The organism is Empedobacter brevis NBRC 14943 = ATCC 43319 (genome assembly GCF_000382425.1).
In the GTDB taxonomy this organism is placed as follows: Bacteria; Bacteroidota; Bacteroidia; order Flavobacteriales; family Weeksellaceae; genus Empedobacter; species Empedobacter brevis.
The window spans coordinates 145,159-162,973 of record NZ_KB908292.1; the positions used below are offsets into that span (position 1 = coordinate 145,159).

Here is a 17,815-nt window from a genome sequence, read left to right on the forward strand (position 1 = left end):
ATTTCATTCAAATTTATATTTTAAAACTTATATTTAGTCATAAATTAATCTTTAGAATAAAATACTATGAAAGCTTTAATCATTGTAGATATGCAGTACGACTTTTTACCCGGAGGTGCTTTGGCTGTAAATGATGGAGATAAAATCATCGATCGTATAAATAAATTACAAGAAAAATATGATGTCGTTGTGGCGACACAAGATTGGCATCCTGCTCATCACAAGAGTTTTGCTTCTCAACATCCCGAAAATAAACCTTTTGATGTGATTGATCTGAACGGTACCCGTCAGGTTTTATGGCCGGATCATTGTATACAAGGCACGAAAGGAGCAGAATTACATAAAGATATTAATCAAAAAAAGATTAGTGCAATTTTCCGAAAAGGAATGAGCCCTGATGTAGACTCGTACAGTGCTTTTTTTGATGTAAATAAGAAAAACCCAACAGGTTTGCACGGTTTCTTAAAAGATCACAATATTCTGAGTGTTTACATTTGTGGTTTAGCGGCTGATTATTGTGTTTACCATACAGCAAAAGACGCTTTAGCTCTTGGTTACACAACCTATATTTTGGAAGGAACAACGAAAGCCATTAACCAAGAATACTTTGATGAGTTGAAAGAAGACTTTATCAAAAAAGGAGGGAACGTCTCAACATATTTATTATAATTAAACCTTCGATATTGAAAATTAAACATGTCATTTGAAAACGGTAACTTTTTGAATGACATTTTATTTTGATTAAAAATTAAAAAAAATTGTAACATTATTCTATAAAAGTAGACTAACTATTTAAATACACAATTATGAAAAAAGCTATTTTAACATTTGCCTTAGGAATTATTACAACTACTGTTGCTATTGCTCAGGACAATAAAGCCCAAAACATTGATGCAACCTATGTTTGCGAGATGAAATTAGACTATGAAAAAACGATGTCTCAAGTTCCTCAACAATACCGTGCACAGGTTGGTCCAATGCTGAAAGCAGAAATTGATGCAGGAATTTTCATGAATTATTTTTTCAAAAGTAATAGTAAGCAATCCACTTTTGTCCTTGAACAAAAAGTTGGAAATGCTCAATCGCAAGGAGGAATGATTGCACAACAAATGGCTACATTCGATAACAAACCTACGTACAAAGATTTTACAGTAACTCCCAATATGTACTATAAAGAAGTAGATATGGGAACAAAACAATACTTAATTAAAGACCAAATTCCAGATTACAAATGGAAAATTTCTCGTGAAAAAACGGAGATTGCAGGTTATCAGGCAACAAAAGCCGAAGGTGTTATGATGGATTCTATTCCTGTTATAGCATGGTTTGCTCCGGCTATTCCTATTAAAGACGGACCAACTTCATTAGCAGGATTACCTGGGTTGATTGTAAAAGCTGAATTTGATTATCAAAGTACACGAATGATCTTCACTTTAAAAGATTTAAATATTTCCGAAAAAGATTTAAAAGTTGCACTACCTACAAAAGGAGAAGTTGTGACTCAAAATCAATTCATGAAGATTATGGAAGATTTACAGAAAAAAATGAAAGAAATGATGAACAGTGGTGTAGACACCAAATAAAGTTTTATCCAGCATCGTCTTCTGCAAGAAACAGATGGACGATGCTAATCTTTGAAAAAAAGTCTTCGATTGCCACTAAAATACACATATGAAAAAAATACTCTATCTAATTTTATTCATTACTTCTACTCAGATTTCTTTTGCCCAAGAATGTAAACTAAAGGGAGCTGTTGCTGATGAAAACGGAATTCCAGTAACAGACGCATCTGTTTCTGTTTTTGATAGTAAGAACGAGGGAAAAGGATTCGTTTTTACAAGTAATATTGGTGAATTTGAATTCAAATTACCTTGTGGAGAAAAATATGACATCGAAATCGAGCAGCCCGGATTCGATACTTATATCGAGAATATTGATTTAACAGAGAATACAACCAGAAAACTAAAGCTCAAGAAAGGAAAAGAAATTTCACTGAAAGAAACAATTGTCAAAGCTCAGCAAGCCATTAAAGTAAAAGGTGATACCATCGAGTTTGATGCAGACTCTTTTAAAGTGGGGAATGAAGAAGTTTTAGAAGACATTTTAAAAAAATTGCCCGGAATAGAAGTTCAAAACGGAAAAGTTTTGTACAAAGGAAAAGAAATGAAACAAGTGACCGTTGGCGGGCGCGAAGTTTTGGGAGGTAACGAAAAGTTATTAAATAAAAATTTACCTTCTGATGCTGTTTCTAAAATACAATTAAACACAAAGTTCAAATCAAATCCTTTTGCTTCTTCGCTACAGGAAGATGATGAACAATTTTCGTTAAACATTGAACTAAAAGAGGACATGAAACGCCTGGCTTTTGGTAATGTAACCTTAGGAGGAGATGCTGATCAACACACTGATGCACAAGCAAAAGTATTCTATTTCTCTGAAAAAACAGATGCAACTTTAATTAACGATTTCAATACATTTGGTAAACAGGTTTTTGATCAGGATGATTATGTCAGTTTCTTTGGAGGATATTCAGAATTTAATGCCGAAGGGAGTATTTATTCTTTAAGAGGTAATTCGAACAACCTGAATTTAATGTCAAAAAATGATGCGCCAAGTATGAATACGTACAATGGGGCAGTTCATTTTGGAGTTGAGCCTAATAAAAAATTAAAAGTTTCAGGTTTTGGTTTAGTCAATACCAATAATATTCGTTACGATTCTAGATCAGAACGTTTCTATAATAACATTGAAACTCCTTATACAACAGTCGATGAAGAGCGTAATAAAAGTAATGTTTTAATGGGAATGTCTCGTTTACGTCTTGATTACAGTCCGAATGACAAGGGACAAATTAAATACCGTTTAAATTTCAATTATTTGGATAGTGAAAATGAGCAATTAGTAGATAGTTATTACAACGGTCAAAAAAATAGCTTTAGAAATGTTAATTCAGATCAGAAAAATTATTCATTAGCTCAAACCTTATCTTATATCCGTAAAGTTGGACGTGATGATAATGTTGGATTATACTTCCGCCATCAATATCAAAAAGATACTCCGGATTATAATATTCTTTCTACAGCCAACCCATTTTCGTCTTTTGATATGTTCAAAAATTTATCTCAGGTAGATAATCAGTATAATCTTAATCAAAATCAAAATTACGTCTTAAACACTGTTCAGTTCTATGGAATTTACAATCATTTATTAACCAATACAGCCAATCTTAAACTAAAAGCCGGAACAAGTTTTAGCACACAAGATTTTGATAATTCAATTTATGATTTCAATACTTTATTGAACAATAATGCTTTAATTAGTCATACAGGATTAGATTACAATGAAACTTTTGTTGATGCTACATTAACAAAAAAAATAGGTAATTTCCAATTAGATGCCGGGGCAGGCGTTTCTTTCTTTAGTGAAAAGTCGAGCTATCAAGACGGTGAAAAAATAAAACGAAACGAAACAAAAGTTTTGCCGCATATCAACCTGCAATACAAATTTAATAATGCGACGAGTATTCGTGCAAGTTATACGCAGGATTATAGTTACCCGTACACAAAAGAATTTAATGATTCGTATACCATTCAAAGTTACCAATCTATTTTCTATGGAAATCGTGACTTGAAACAAGCTTTAACTCATAATGCCAGTTTAAATTTCAACCATTTTAACTCTTTTTCTTTCTTTCATGTTTTTGCCAATGTGACGTATTCTTTGCGTAAAAATAGTATTCAGACACAATCTGTCTTAAACCGTGATTTTATCATTTCGGCAAACGATACAATTGTCAATACGTATCAGTTTAATACCATGATTAATTCTGATGATGACCAAGAAACGTATTCTGGGTATTTTATGATTGGGAAACGTTTCACTAAATGGTACAATGTTCGATTTACAGGTAATATTTCAACTTCTAATTATTACACCATCACACGAAACATAGAATACCGAAATGGAACTGTTATAAACGATGAAATAAATAATGTGAACAATAAAAGTTTTACGCAGACCTATAACTTAGAAAATGCGTTTACCTTCAAAAAAGTCTTTGAATTGAAAGCCGGTCTTAACCTGAATTTAAGTAAATACCAATCTCTTGCAGAGCAAAAATTCACCAATTGGCGCCCATATGGAGATGCAGCATGGTCCGTGACAGATAAATTATTAGTGCAAACAGATTTTTCTTATCGTTTACAATACCGTGACGGAGAAGAATTGAATACGGCAAAAGAATGGAATGCTTCTGCACGCTACAACATCGCTCGAAAAACATACTTAACCCTTACAGGAGGAAATTTACTAGGAAATAATATTATTGTTTCAAATGGCTTCTCTGATAACTATATTTCAACAACAACTAAAAATGTTTTGGGCAGATATTTTATTGTCAGCTTAAGATACAAGTTCTAAACCAACATTTTATCATATTATTCTCTGAAACGCGCCTATTTTTGTAGACGCGTTTCTTTTATTCATAATTTTTGTACTTTTAATCTAATCAACAAATTAAAAATAAAGATGGGAAACCAGTCAAATGAAATGTACAAAATAATCCAACCTGAGGGCTGGACAAAAAGCTTAACTGATGATCAAATTATAGCCCTTTCCAAAGAAAGTGATTTCTCAAAAAATATTTTAGATGAAGGAAGAGACTATTGTTACTTTTTAGACAAAAAATTTTATGTTACCCGAGAAAAACATATCGAGTATGTCAACATGTCTTATACTCTTACAGATCCTTCTAATTTAGAAAAAGCATCTACTTATGACACCATTGTTGAAGAAAACGAAATCTTCTTGATTCATCGAATCAGCGTTATTCGAGATGGAGAATTAATTGATAAATTACCCGATATTACCATCAAAGTTTTAGACAACGAGAATGATAGCGGATCAGGTATCATCAACAAAAGTAAAAAAATCAATATCTCGATCAAAGATTTGCGTTTATATGATACACTTGTTTTAGAAGATGCAAGAGAAAAAGTTTTTACCGATAAAGATTTTGTTCGCAAAGAATACAGCCGATACTTATGGGTAAGTCCGGATTCCTATTGGGCATATGGAAATTATAAATTCGAATTAATCAATCAACGTGATGATGAATTTGCGTATAAGAAAAATTTCTTCCGAGACGAAAATGGAAATTTAATTGAAAATGAAACCGGAACTATTGCACCCGGAACTTCTTATATTTTTGAGCTTTCCAACTATTTGAATCCAACTGATCCAAATCGTGAAATTTTTCCTTACATTGATTTTGCAACAAAAAGTACATGGGAAAAACTATCCAATTTTATTTCTCCTTATTACGAAGAAGTCATCCAAAAAGCTAGTCTAGAAAGTTTCGCGCCTAATTTAATTGAAAAATTAAATGAATTTACCAACTTAGAAGATAAAATAGAATATGCCATCGAATATGTTCAGAACCACATCTATTATATCTATAACGCGGACGAAATGAGCGGTCACAAACCGCAAGAAGCTGAAGTAACATACACCAATAAACAAGGAGATTGCAAGGCAAAATCTATTTTATTAAAAGTTATTTTTGATTATTTAGGCTTAGAATCTTCTATTATTTTATTGAATTATAATACTGATTTCTATTTTAAATATTACCTGCCGTCATTATTGGCTTTCAACCATGTCATTGTAAAAGTGAAACACAATAACGAAACCTATTATGTAGATGCAACCATGCGAAATGAATATGGCTGGTTAGAGAATAGAAGTTTTATTTATTTTGCACATTATTTAGAAATCAAACCAAATCAAACCTTACAAATTCGTTCTCCTTACAAATTCCCAAAGTTTTGCATAGAGGAAAAGATTAACATAGCGACAAAAGGAAATGAAGGATATTTAGAATCAGAATCTACTTATCGTTACAACCGGGCAAATAACATGAGAAGATATTTCAAAAACACCAACAAACGTGAAATTATAGACAGTTGGAACAGCTTCTTCTATTATGCTTTGAATTATAGTGCCGATCGTCCGGAAATGGATTTAAGGGATATTTTTAAAGATACTTCAATCGATATTGTTTCAGATGATAAAAAACGAAACGAATTAACGATAAAATATAAAGCACGAATCGAAAATCCTTATTTTAAAGACCGTGTAACAAACGAACGTTTTTTAATGTTCTTTGATCGAAATATTCCCAAAAACAATGTCCGAGATTTTATCCACAAAGATGCGAGTTTCTGGCACAATTTTGATAGTGAAAAATATGAAATCAATCTGTCAACTGATCAAAAGATTGATATGAAAGAGAAATATACGATTCAGGAATCAGCAATCAATGATGAATATTTCACTTATTCCAGCCGAAAGAAAATCACACCAAATGGAGGAAGTGTATTCATCGAATACAATCCATTTACCAATCATGAAATCACCACAGATCATTTTGAGAAATTCCGCAGCAATCATCATATTATTGCAGATAGTAATTACGGTTTAGGACTAGATATTATAGAACCGGGGTTACTGAATATGTTAAAATTCAAAATGAAGAAAACATTCAAATAAATCACACATGAAAAAGTCCCGAAAAGTTAATTTCCGGGACTTTTTTATTTAATCACTTGTGGATAATCAAATCGATTATTGGGATCATATTTCTTTTTCAATTTTTGCAATTGAGCAAGATTATTTCCAAAATAGGCTTTATTGGCTTCTGGAAAATTGACATCAGGATAATTTCTGTATTGTTTTACATTTCCCAATTTTCTTAAAAGTTGCTGCACTTCTTCAAAATCTTTCACCAATTTTTCTTCTTGTGAAGGCAAATCCCAATAAGCTTGTAATTCGCTCAAATAATTAATGTCCCGATGCGGATAGGCCGAATCTGAAGCTTTGACTTCGTTAATCTTTCCTCCCAATGTATTAATTTGATAAATCATTCCTTTGGAAGATGTCACTTTTTTAAACAATTCTGTCAATCCATTTTCAATATCATCAATTCCCTTATATAAACCAGCAGAAGCATTCTTAAAATAAATCGGTTCCTTTACGCCATAATAATTTTTCAGTGCAGCAGCAAGATTTCTATTTTTCATGGGTTTATAATCACTCGCTAAAGGAATTAAAGCGGAGAAATTCTGTTCAAAATCTTTTTGATTAGCTGAAAAGTTGGTAAATAAAATTGTCAAAAACTTTCCGTTCAAGACAAAAGCGGAGAATGCTTCATTGGGTAATTTATCGGTTGCTTGAAACCAAAGCTGAATTAATTTGACAAATTTATCTGACGTAAGGTTATTGAACTTCATCCGATAGCCACTGAATGACTGCGGTGCCGGATAAGTTTTGAAATGCAATTCGGTTACAACACCAAAATTTCCATTTCCACCGCCTTTACAAGCCCAAAGTAAATCAGGATCTTTATCAGAATCAATGGTGTTTCCTTTGTAATCAATCATTTTTACACGAAGCAAATTATCGCATGTCAAACCATATTTTCGACTAAAAAAACCATACCCTCCGCCTAAAGTCAATCCTCCTATTCCAACAGTTCCGCAAGAACCGGCCGGAATAATTCTTTTCTTTGGTAAAAAATTAGCATAGATTTCCTGTAAAAGACAAGCTGGTTGTAATTTCACATTATTATCCTGTAACCAGGTAATTTTGTTCATTAAACCAAGATGAATTAACATCCCGTCATCACTATTCGAAAAACCTTCGAAACTATGTCCACCACTTCTAATTGCTATTTTCAGTTTCTTTTCATTTGCTAATACAATCGCTTTTCTTACCGCATTATCTGATTTACAGACGGCGATAATTTTCGGAAATTTATCTATCCTCTTATTGAATGATTTTCTGTACTGATTGTATTTTTCATCATCTTTTTTCAACAGAATTAAATCATCATCCAAGAAATCATCAAACGAATAAAAAGACATAAAAAAAATTCCTAAACTACCTGTGCCAAGCAATTTTAGGAATTCTCTTTTTGTATAATCATGTTGTACCATAGCTAAAATTGATTTAGCCTAAAGATACAATTATTTGATATTATTCTCCTTTAACCAATTTCTATAATTTTCAGCATTTTTTAAATGTTCCTGATAATCATTGGTATAAATATGATAGCCCGGTTTTTTAGGGTCAGCAACAAAGAAAATAAAATCATGGTTTGCCGGTGACAACACCGCATCAATTGCTCCTAAATTTGGTAAACAAATAGGTGCCGGAGGCAACCCTTTGTTACGATAAGTATTGTAAGCATTAGATGACCACGTCCATTTCTTGTAGACACGTTGTACCTTTTGATCCCATCCGTTTTCCATTTTATAAGCATAAATAGACGTTGGATCAGCTTCCAAACGCATATCTTTTGCCAAACGATTCATATAAGCGCGAGCTACTTTTTGTTGCTCATCCATATTATCCGAAGATTCTAACTGAACAATAGAAGCCAGCGTTGTGACTTCTAAAGGTGACATATTTAGCGCTTTCGCTTTTGCCAAACGTTCTGCGTTCCACACTTTATCATGTTGGGCAACCATTTTATCCACAAATTTTTCAGGTGTTAGTCCCCAATACACAAAATAGGTTTCCGGAATAAAGTATTGTTTTACGGTCTCATCATTTAGCGTTGTATCGTTCTTTTCCTTCACAAAATCGCGAATCGCTGTTAAAACTTCGATTGAATCCATATCTATTTGCTTCGAAACCGAACCTGCCAAATGATAAATTGTCGGTTCATTCTTGATACGAAGTTTTACCTCTTCTTGTTCCCCTCCTTGCAAACGATCAATAATGTCGCGATTAGAATCGGAGCTCGAGATTTTATACTTTCCTGACTTAATTGTCGCCGGATAATCTGCCTCTTCAGCATATTGTTTGAAAAGCTTTTCATCCTTCAAGAACGGTCTCAAAGAATCTAAAACTTGGTCGAACTTAGCTCCTCTGGAAATATAGATGTAACCGTCTTTGGTTGCATTTCCTTTAAAACCATCTATAAATGTACATCCTATAAGTCCGAATGAACAGATTAATATTAGTAATAGATTTAATTTTTTCATTGGATTGAATTAAATTTCAATTTCACCTTCAAAAACTTTAACAGCTGGTCCGTTTAACCATACATTGACAAAGTTATGATTATTTTCTTCAAAATTTACAGATAAATCACCACCCATTGCTTTTACTTTGATTTCTTTTTTGTCAATCAAATTCTTGACATAAGCAGAAATAGCGGCTGCAGTAATTCCTGTTCCACAAGCCAAAGTCTCATTCTCTACCCCACGCTCATATGTTCTTATCGTAAGGGTTTTGTCCGGCATGACCTCAACAAAATTAACATTAGATCCTTTCTCAAAATAGGGCGCTCCGTTTCGAATTTGTTTACCTCGTTTATAAACATCCACTTCACTCAGATTTTGTACAAATTCTACATGATGAGGAGAACCTGTGTTCATAAATAAATAGCCGTCATGATCTTCGACTTCTTTTACATCAATCATCTGCAAGCGAATGATATCTTGGTCTACTACACCATGATGCAAACCATCAATTGCATTAAATGTCATCTTGTCATTTGCTACTTCCAAATCATTGGCAAATCGAATAATACAACGTCCCCCATTTCCGCACATTGTACTTTCGTTTCCGTCTGAGTTAAAATAAACCATTCTGAAGTCTGAATTTTTATCATTTTGCAACAAAATTAATCCATCAGCTCCAATCCCAAAATTACGATGACATAGCCTGTTAATCAGTGCTGTAGAAATTGGAAAAGCTTTTTCTCGGTCATCAATCATGACAAAATCATTTCCAGCTCCTTGATATTTATAAAATTTTAATTTCAACTTCTTAAATTTTAAACAAAGTAAAGACATTTTTGTCACTCTTAACTAATGTTATAAAAGATTTATAATTTAGTGTTAACATGCGTTAAACGGTTTGAAATGTTAAAGTTTTGGTCTTAAATTTGATTTAATCTAAAACATTAAAAACTTATATAATAAAAGATGAAAAAATATACAGGTTACTTATTAGTTGGATTAGTGAGTTCTATGACAACTATGGGAGGTTTTTATTTGATGAATGATAATGGAAATAACCCATTTATTACGAATGCAAGTAATCAAAAGAATGGTGACTTTGAGTTTGTCGACTACAAAGGAAATTATGGTTATGATGCGCCTAATTTTGTTCAAGCTTCTAATAAAGCTGTACACACTGTTGTAAGTATTAAAAATTATTCAAACCAAAGACAGCGACAACAACAGCAGTTCTTTGATCCTTTTGATTTCTTTTTCGGACAACCAGAACAACAGCAACGTCGACAACAACAGCCCGATCAAGATCAGCCATCAGGAATGGGTTCCGGTGTAATTATTTCACAAGATGGTTACATTGTAACAAATAATCACGTGATACAAGGTGCTTCTAAAATTGAAGTGACCTTAAACAATCAGAAAAGTTATACTGCTGAATTAGTTGGTACAGATCCAAGTACAGATATTGCTTTATTAAAAATTAGCGAAAAAGGTTTACCATTCACAAAATTTGTAGACTCTGACGCAATAAATGTAGGAGACTGGGTATTGGCAGTAGGAAACCCTTTTGGTTTAACTTCTACAGTTACAGCCGGTATTGTTTCAGCAAAAGGCCGTAGTATTAATATTTTAGGTAAAAATTCTGAATCACCAATTGAATCATTTATCCAAACAGATGCAGCGATTAATCCAGGTAATTCAGGAGGTGCTTTAGTTAATTCGAATGGAGATTTAATTGGTATTAATACGGCTATTTCTTCTCCAACAGGTGCTTATTCCGGTTATGGATTTGCAGTTCCTGCAAATTTGGTAAAAAAAGTTGTAGAAGATATTAAATCTTACGGAATTGTACAACGTGGATATTTAGGAATTAAAGGTTTCGATTTATCGAACGAAGATGCTGTAAAACAATACAACAAACAATTTAAGAAAAATATAAAAACAGACAATGGCGTTATGGTTACTGAATTGGTATCAAAAGGCTCTGCGATTGATTCGGGAATTGAAGAAGGAGATATCATTACAGCTGTAGACGGTAAACCTATTACTACTTTCTCTACTCTATCGTTCATTGTTGGTAGCAAACGTCCAGGAGACAAAGTTGCACTTACTGTGAAACGTGGAAATACAGAGAAAACATACTCAATTACATTAAAAGATGCGAAAGGAAGTACAAAAGTAAGAAGTAAAGCAGACTTAACTCCTACTGAGCTTTTAGGAGCACAATTTGAACCATTAACAGAACGTCAAAAAGATAATTTTGGAATCAATTATGGTGTGATGGTGAAAAATTTAGAATCTAGTGGAAAATTGGCTGCAGCTGGTGTTCAAGACGAATTTATTCTTCTTTCTGTAAACGATAAAAATGTAAGTTCACAAGAAGATATTGAGAAAATATTGAAGAATCATAAGGGTCGCGTTTCAATCAAATTTGCTGATTATTACGGGCGTATTTATACAAAAGGTTTCACGATGGATTAAAATTTTGAGTCGATTTTAAATTTTGATAAATCACTATAAATAGCTACAACAAAATGTGTTGTAGCTATTTATTTTTAAAAAAACCTTATCTTTATGAATATGATTCTTACAACGACATTAAAAAAAACACTGACGAGCTTCTTATTCTTATGTTCCTCTTTTTTATTTTCTCAAAAGCATCATGATTTCCTTTATGGATTTTCATTAGGTTACATGAATCAATCGGGGAATTATGGAAAAATAGGTGCTTTTTGGGAAATTGAATCTGGCAATAACAGTATGTTAAAACTTGATGTAAATGCAAACATTACAGGAATGAAAAATAAGTTATCCATCATTCCGGAAGCAGGATTAACATTCTATACTTTTCCAGATCGATTAGGTGGATTAGGTATTTTTGCAGAAACAGAATTTACCCCTTACACCTTTACGCCAAAAGCAGGTCTAAGCCTTTTTACTTTTATTGATTTTGGGTTTGGTTATGGATTTGAAATGCATCAAAAAAATAATTTCAAATCAATTGAAGGCTTCCAATTTAGCTTCGGAATTAATATTCCTCTTAACTTTCAACTTAAAATGATGTAATAATTGATTATTTTTACCACATGAAAAAAATTATTGCACTCTTTATATTCTTTGTTGGTTTACATGCTAAAGCACAACAAAATTTAACCGATTATTTCACCGTTAATTTGGGTTATGAATATTGGAATGGCAACTACGGAAAAGTTGGAACAGATTTATATCTAGTACAAGATAACAACAATATTTTGACATTTAGTGCCAATGCGAATTTAGGGTATATGAAAGATAAATTTCGTGTCATTCCAGAGGTTGGTGCCGGATATATGTTCAATTTCCGTAATAATCCGGGCGACCCTTATAGTTCAAATTTCAGTTCTGCTTTTTATGTCATTCGTGCTGAAGTCTCTCCTTGGACTATTACACCAAAAGCCGGAATTGCAATATTGAGTATAGTTGAATTAAATGCAGGATACTCTTTCGAATTTAGAGAAAATAAAGATTTTAAAGAAATGAGTGGATTCAGAGCCGGGTTAACTATTCATTTGCCGACTCAGCTTTTTTAGCATTTCTAATTCTTTTGCGCAATTCTTTTAAACGGATATATAGATCAGATGTAGAAGCATTTTCTTCAATTGTATTGAAAATAAAAACTCCTTTATCTATATAAAAAAATATAATGGCTTCGTGATCTGCCACTTTGAACGCATTTGTTATGCCATTTATTTTATTTCCAACCCAAGATAATTTACATGTTTGCAAATCAAAAACATGGTCTTCGTTTCCTAATATATCTTTGAAAATCAATTGTTCTCCTTCTACATACAAAACACCACTTCCTTGAAAAGATTTCATTTTAAGAAACCTTCCTTGCGGGCGTCCAATGTTATATCGTACTACAGCTTTCAGGTCAACATCTTCCGGTAAACTCTTCAGCGTATGCATTTCATTTTTTTCTCTGACCTTCGCATCAGATACGGCAATAACAAAGAATATCGAAACAAAAATTCCGAAAATTAAAAAGATGATAAGTATTGATAAAAGCGCTGCCATAGTTTTATGAATGATAAAGTAAAGTTATAAAAAAGCCTGAATTATCATCTAAATAAACCACTTTTTTTGCGGTAGACTTTTAAACACTTCTTCATCTTGAATAAAAATATGATGTTGTTTGGTGATGACACCGTCAAAAAAAGATCATTTTGTAGCACTATCAAAAAAGAAAAGTCCTAAATAAATAGGACTTTCTTATTCAAATTAGTATTAATTTCCGGTTAGTAAACCAATATTTTAACCGTATTTGCTTGCCCCTTCTTGTCTATAGTTTTGACGATATAAACTCCTTTTTCCCATCCGTTGGTGAAAATTGTTTTGAGAGCGTTTCCAGAAGAAATTAAATTTCCATTCATGTTATAAACCTGGTATGTTTGATAATCGTAATCAATGCGAATTTCCTTTACATTATTTAAATAATGAATTGAATGTTTATTTTTTTGAACATCATTTACAACTAAAGCCTCAAAAGGGAACTTATAGAAATCTGTGTTATATGATGTCGCTGAGTAATCACTCCCATAATAGATATATAGACGATCAAATTCTCCATTTCTTTTTGTTCCGTAACCAGACATTGTGATATTTCCTTTTTCTGTACGTCCAGAAAAACTTGCCAGTACATTATTTTCATCTTGTGCAATACTGTATGTATTTGCTCCAATATTATTCACCCTGTCCTGATAGGCATATACATATTCTATTTTATCATCATCATTTACAATCGTAGGGTTTAATGTTAATTTATTTAGAAATGGTGCGAATAATTCTGTTTCTAGAGAAATCGGTAATCTTATTTTTTTTATTTCTTCTCCTTTTATATCATAATGTTTTACAATACCAAAAGCTTTATCTCCTTCTATTTCTCCATAATTTAAACCGACCACATAATTATAAGAAGTTCCATTTGTTATCCTATTCAAATTAAGAGATAATAAATCATCTTTGTATACTGCTGTAAAATCCTGGGCTAATTCAAGTTCTGGCAAATTGTAGATTTTAATATTCGAAATTCCTTCATCACTCCCAACTAACATCACAACCTGATCTTTTTGGTTTGGTAATTCTGTCAATTCAATCCCGGTTTCTATTCCTCCATTTGCAATATCGTCGTTTAAGGTTTTAAGAACTGTCCCGTCCTCGTTTACAACATAGTAATTGAACCACTCACGATCATTAGGCATATCATAAAATAGTGTCCCATAGGTAAACTCTAGCTTGCTATCAGTATTATAAATATCTGTCGAAATATCATATTTATCTGTATTATAAAACATTCCGAAAGTAGTCATAGGAATGGTATAAGGATTTTCAGTATCAAATCCCATTACAGGTAATGTATATGTTTTTTCTAAAGTAAACGTTTCGGCATCAATAAAGTCTACCACAAATTTTGCATTTGTATTAAATTCTAATGTACTATTGTCCATTAACTTTTCTGAATAATGTGAAAAAATCAGGTAATCTTTTCCATTCATTTCTTTATGAGCTAATGGTAATCCAACATAATAATTAACCAAATCAAAATCTACTTTGTATTCTAAATTATGAGCAGTATTATTCAAGTTAACCTTCTTTACTGTAACATAATCTTCGTTACTATCATAAGTATAAATGTTCAATCTTCCTTTAGAATCTCTTAATATTTCTGCAGAAGATGCATCCACTTTGTATAATATATCTCCTGTTTCATTTACAAACCAAATTTGATGTTTTTGATATTGTGGTCCTTGGCCTCCTTCAAAAAAATGAACATATACACCAACAATTAATTTGTTATTGTTATCCATTATTTTTGAAGAAAAATCTCCTATTGGTTCTGCTCTATTTGCTGTTTCAGGAATACTAATCGTAAATTTTTTATCCACTTTTAAATCGTCTGCATATGTTTTAAAAGTTAACGAAGCATTTTGTCCATATTTTGCATCTACAGAAAACATAATGGTTTCATTTGTATCTACATTTTTTCCATAGGTCCAACGTTGTGCATTTATACTTCCGAATGGCAGAATGTCATTTTTCTGTGTTCCTTTTCTTGTAAAATTGTTTGCTGTTTGTTCAATATTTCCAAAATGACTATGATCTTTTCCTCTGTTATAAGTTGTCCAATCAAAACTCTTTTTTAGTTTTTCCGAACGATTGGTTTTACTTTGTTTAATAACAGCTGTATTCGATTTCTCAAAAATAGTTTGAGCGGAAGTAATGCTTATTCCAAAAAGCGTAGCCAAGAGTATAAGTGTTTTTTTCATATGATGTGTATTTTCATCAAATGAAGAATGTTTTTATTACAATTGAAATTCTTATAACTTTAAGAAGAATGAATATTACTTGAATTCATTCATCACAAAAACCACTTAATACATTACATAAAAACCAGATACTCTTTCTTTTTCAAGAAAATTATACTTTCATACTTTTTTTATGTCGTACATACATTTTCCGAAAAACTAAAATCAATAAAATAAACATTAATGAAATGGGTAACCAAAGTTTTGTCAGTTTCGTCATAAAATTCTCATCTTTATGCAATAAATAATTCAAACTCTTTTCTTGAGCTTTCAAAAATGTTTCTTCCAGTTGGACATTTGTTTCTTTTACAAGACCTGTGTATGTTTTGTAGGATTCAAAATCTCTCAACTCGAAAGAATTTTGTGCCAATAATTTATAAATTTGATTGCTTACCTGCAAAGGTTGAGAAGATTGAATATCTTTTAAAACCTCATTCAATAGCTTATTCGAGTTGTGATATTCTTTTTCATATTGATAAATTCTTGCCAAGCTTATTTTAGCAGATTGATCATATTCTTCTAACTTGTTCTTATCAATAACTTCCATTGCATCATTCAAATAGATCTTAGCAGAATCGAGAAGGTGTTTATCGATCAAACAATTTGATTTTTCAATGTAAACAAGTGCCAAATTATTTAAAATAGATTGATTGCTCTCAGACTTCTGATATGCTTTTATTGCTTTATTGTAGTATTTTAATGCAAAATCACAATCCAAATCATCTTTGTAGCCGTTTCCTTTTATCCCATAGATATTTCCCAGATACATTGCTTTTTTTTCTTCCGGAAATGTCTTCGATAAAATTAATTTTGTGGATTGATCTAAATATTCTCTCGATTGTGTATTGAACCCATACCCCTGAAACAACTCTCCCAACCGTCCCAATATACGAGCCTCATTAAAAGTATCTTTTTCTTTCTTAACATAATCATACGTTTCATACGCATATTTCAGCGAATTATAGCCATCGTCTAACGATGAATACGCATTCGTTTTAATTAATCTTGCGGTTATTTGATCATTTTTATCTGTCGAATTTTTAATAATCTGATCCGCAAGTTCGATTGCTTTCTTCGGATCAAAGTAAACGTAATCATATGCTGTTCTAATGCTGTCTACTTTTTGAGCAGATAATACCGGAATGACCAATATAAAAAAGAGGTAGAATAATTTAGTCTTCATTTTTCAGTCAAATTTTTGATAAAAGAAGAAGGTGTTATTCCTGTAACCAACTTAAAAAAGGTTGTAAAACTACTTTGAGAGGCAAATCCGCTCAAGGTTGCTAAATGGCTGACTTTGTACAGACGAAACTTTTTATCTTCTTCTAAGAGTTTGACAATATAGATAATACGAAGTTCATTTATGTAATTGTTAAAGCTCTTTTGTTTGACATTGTTTAATATCGTAGACAAGTATTTTACGTTTGTATCCAAATCCTTTGCTAATGTTGATATGGTAATTGTTGGATTCAAAAATCCATTGTTCTTCTCGAAAGTATCTAATTTAATTAAGATTTCCTTCTCTACTTTATCCGAAATCAGGTTAGGTTTATTCGTCGGCTTTTTCTTTTTATAAAAGCTTATAAATACAATCAATCCTAAAAGAACGATACTAAAGATAACCGAAAAAATTTGAAAATTCTTGTTCTCTTTAGCTATTCTTACTTTATTTTGTTCCAATAATTTATTGACAAAATGATTTCGGGTATTTCGTTTTTCCACATTTAGCCGATCGTTAAGAGCAGTTAATTGTGCGTTATAATCCGCAAATTTTTCGAGAGAATTATTTTTCAAATAATATGCTTTGAGTTTTTTCAGAAAAATAAACCTTTCCACTTCATTTGCTGTATGATGCAAACTATCTGCTACTGCTTTCGCTTCAAAATCTGATTGAACTGGATCTCTAGTGCTTGAATTAATTGAAAAATCTGTACGTAAATCCAAAAATTTATCATGCATACTGTTGACCCAATCTTTATCCTTAGACTTTACTTTCTTGTATAATTTTTCAGTATGTTCTTTGAATCCTAAATAATTAGCTATATCAGCTCCAATAATATTGTATTTGTCTTTTAATTCTTGGTTATCCAATGCGTCGACTTCCGATTCAATATCAAAATAAAGATCTACTGCTTCGATATCTTTGGATACATAAAACTTGATTTTAATTAAATCAAGTTCGTAATTTATTTTTTGTTCGGGATTTTTCGCATTTGTGATAAGGTATTCATAAATTTTAATGCTCTTCCCATTATCTTTTCTAATTTGTTGTATCGCCTCTTGATAAAAAATCGAGTTCTCATCTGTGTTTTGAGAAAATCCGAAGGTGGATAAAATAAATACAATCAAAAAAACAACCCTATATCCCATTTTTAACTAAACCTAGTTGTAAAAATAAAAAAACTCTGATGTTATCAGAGTTTTTTAAGGGTATATAATTGTATT

Annotated in this window: 14 protein-coding genes; 7 read left to right on the plus strand and 7 right to left on the minus strand. The window is 31.8% G+C overall.

Annotated elements, in window-relative coordinates; all coding sequences use genetic code 11:
• Window positions 1-66 precede the first annotated feature (66 nt).
• The 4 genes from pncA to H277_RS0103995 all read left to right on the plus strand — a co-directional run bounded on the left by pncA (window position 67) and on the right by H277_RS0103995 (window position 6,549).
• Window positions 67-669, plus strand: coding sequence for a bifunctional nicotinamidase/pyrazinamidase (gene pncA / locus H277_RS0103980; protein WP_019974289.1), 603 nt, complete (start codon window positions 67-69; stop codon window positions 667-669).
• A gap of 137 nt (window positions 670-806) precedes the next feature.
• Window positions 807-1,583, plus strand: coding sequence for a GLPGLI family protein (locus tag H277_RS0103985; protein ID WP_019974290.1), 777 nt, complete (start codon window positions 807-809; stop codon window positions 1,581-1,583).
• A gap of 88 nt (window positions 1,584-1,671) precedes the next feature.
• Window positions 1,672-4,419 (plus strand): TonB-dependent receptor, encoded by a 2,748-nt coding sequence (locus tag H277_RS0103990; protein WP_019974291.1) that lies wholly within the window; start codon window positions 1,672-1,674, stop codon window positions 4,417-4,419.
• Window positions 4,420-4,527: 108 nt separating this feature from the next.
• Window positions 4,528-6,549, plus strand: a complete 2,022-nt coding sequence (locus H277_RS0103995; protein WP_019974292.1) for a DUF3857 domain-containing protein — start codon at window positions 4,528-4,530, stop codon at window positions 6,547-6,549.
• A gap of 44 nt (window positions 6,550-6,593) precedes the next feature.
• Here H277_RS0103995 and H277_RS0104000 read toward each other — a convergent pair whose 3' ends face one another.
• From H277_RS0104000 to dapF, 3 genes are read right to left on the minus strand one after another with little or no spacing between them, the layout of a single operon-like run.
• Window positions 6,594-7,994, minus strand: coding sequence for an FAD-binding oxidoreductase (locus tag H277_RS0104000; RefSeq protein WP_019974293.1), 1,401 nt, complete (start codon window positions 7,992-7,994; stop codon window positions 6,594-6,596).
• A 30-nt stretch (window positions 7,995-8,024) separates the two neighbouring features.
• Window positions 8,025-9,047: an endolytic transglycosylase MltG gene (mltG, locus tag H277_RS0104005; RefSeq protein WP_019974294.1), complete on the minus strand. Its 1,023-nt coding sequence runs from the start codon at window positions 9,045-9,047 to the stop codon at window positions 8,025-8,027.
• A 9-nt stretch (window positions 9,048-9,056) separates the two neighbouring features.
• The gene (gene dapF, locus H277_RS0104010; RefSeq protein ID WP_026357397.1) at window positions 9,057-9,833 is read right to left on the minus strand and encodes a diaminopimelate epimerase; all 777 of its coding nucleotides are present in this window, start codon (window positions 9,831-9,833) and stop codon (window positions 9,057-9,059) included.
• Between the two features lie 162 nt (window positions 9,834-9,995).
• Here dapF and H277_RS0104015 point away from each other — a divergent pair, with 162 nt between their 5' ends.
• The 3 genes from H277_RS0104015 (at window position 9,996) to H277_RS0104025 (ending at window position 12,595) form a co-directional block, all read left to right on the plus strand.
• Window positions 9,996-11,507 (plus strand): Do family serine endopeptidase, encoded by a 1,512-nt coding sequence (locus H277_RS0104015; RefSeq protein WP_019974296.1) that lies wholly within the window; start codon window positions 9,996-9,998, stop codon window positions 11,505-11,507.
• Window positions 11,508-11,600: 93 nt separating this feature from the next.
• Complete coding sequence (locus tag H277_RS18580; RefSeq protein WP_019974297.1) at window positions 11,601-12,092, plus strand: hypothetical protein; 492 nt, start codon at window positions 11,601-11,603, stop codon at window positions 12,090-12,092.
• 20 nt (window positions 12,093-12,112) lie between these two features.
• The gene (locus H277_RS0104025; protein ID WP_019974298.1) at window positions 12,113-12,595 is read left to right on the plus strand and encodes a hypothetical protein; all 483 of its coding nucleotides are present in this window, start codon (window positions 12,113-12,115) and stop codon (window positions 12,593-12,595) included.
• Here H277_RS0104025 and H277_RS18585 read toward each other — a convergent pair.
• From H277_RS18585 to H277_RS0104045, 4 genes are all read right to left on the minus strand, one after another.
• On the minus strand, window positions 12,567-13,082 hold the full coding sequence (locus H277_RS18585) for a hypothetical protein (RefSeq protein ID WP_019974299.1): 516 nt from the start codon (window positions 13,080-13,082) through the stop codon (window positions 12,567-12,569). The two genes, H277_RS0104025 and H277_RS18585, sit on opposite strands and share 29 nt — an antisense overlap.
• 221 nt (window positions 13,083-13,303) lie before the next feature.
• Window positions 13,304-15,331: a T9SS type A sorting domain-containing protein gene (locus H277_RS0104035; protein WP_019974300.1), complete on the minus strand. Its 2,028-nt coding sequence runs from the start codon at window positions 15,329-15,331 to the stop codon at window positions 13,304-13,306.
• A gap of 151 nt (window positions 15,332-15,482) precedes the next feature.
• Entirely contained in the window at window positions 15,483-16,553 is a 1,071-nt protein-coding gene (locus tag H277_RS0104040) for a tetratricopeptide repeat protein (protein ID WP_019974301.1), read from the minus strand.
• Window positions 16,550-17,740 (minus strand): helix-turn-helix domain-containing protein, encoded by a 1,191-nt coding sequence (locus H277_RS0104045; protein ID WP_019974302.1) that lies wholly within the window; start codon window positions 17,738-17,740, stop codon window positions 16,550-16,552. Before H277_RS0104045 ends, H277_RS0104040 begins: the two co-directional genes overlap by 4 nt.
• Between the last annotated feature and the right edge of the window lie 75 nt (window positions 17,741-17,815).

Excerpts from the sequence above, each read along its gene's own strand:
- pncA (WP_019974289.1), top strand. The coding sequence starts at position 67 with ATGAAAGCTTTAATCATTGTAGATATGCAGTACGACTTTTTACCCGGA.
- H277_RS0103985 (WP_019974290.1), top strand. The coding sequence starts at position 807 with ATGAAAAAAGCTATTTTAACATTTGCCTTAGGAATTATTACAACTACT.
- H277_RS0103990 (WP_019974291.1), top strand. The coding sequence starts at position 1,672 with ATGAAAAAAATACTCTATCTAATTTTATTCATTACTTCTACTCAGATT.
- H277_RS0103995 (WP_019974292.1), top strand. The coding sequence starts at position 4,528 with ATGGGAAACCAGTCAAATGAAATGTACAAAATAATCCAACCTGAGGGC.
- H277_RS0104000 (WP_019974293.1), bottom strand. The coding sequence starts at position 7,994 with ATGGTACAACATGATTATACAAAAAGAGAATTCCTAAAATTGCTTGGC.
- mltG (WP_019974294.1), bottom strand. The coding sequence starts at position 9,047 with ATGAAAAAATTAAATCTATTACTAATATTAATCTGTTCATTCGGACTT.
- H277_RS0104015 (WP_019974296.1), top strand. The coding sequence starts at position 9,996 with ATGAAAAAATATACAGGTTACTTATTAGTTGGATTAGTGAGTTCTATG.
- H277_RS18580 (WP_019974297.1), top strand. The coding sequence starts at position 11,601 with ATGAATATGATTCTTACAACGACATTAAAAAAAACACTGACGAGCTTC.
- H277_RS0104025 (WP_019974298.1), top strand. The coding sequence starts at position 12,113 with ATGAAAAAAATTATTGCACTCTTTATATTCTTTGTTGGTTTACATGCT.
- H277_RS18585 (WP_019974299.1), bottom strand. The coding sequence starts at position 13,082 with ATGGCAGCGCTTTTATCAATACTTATCATCTTTTTAATTTTCGGAATT.
- H277_RS0104035 (WP_019974300.1), bottom strand. The coding sequence starts at position 15,331 with ATGAAAAAAACACTTATACTCTTGGCTACGCTTTTTGGAATAAGCATT.
- H277_RS0104040 (WP_019974301.1), bottom strand. The coding sequence starts at position 16,553 with ATGAAGACTAAATTATTCTACCTCTTTTTTATATTGGTCATTCCGGTA.
- H277_RS0104045 (WP_019974302.1), bottom strand. The coding sequence starts at position 17,740 with ATGGGATATAGGGTTGTTTTTTTGATTGTATTTATTTTATCCACCTTC.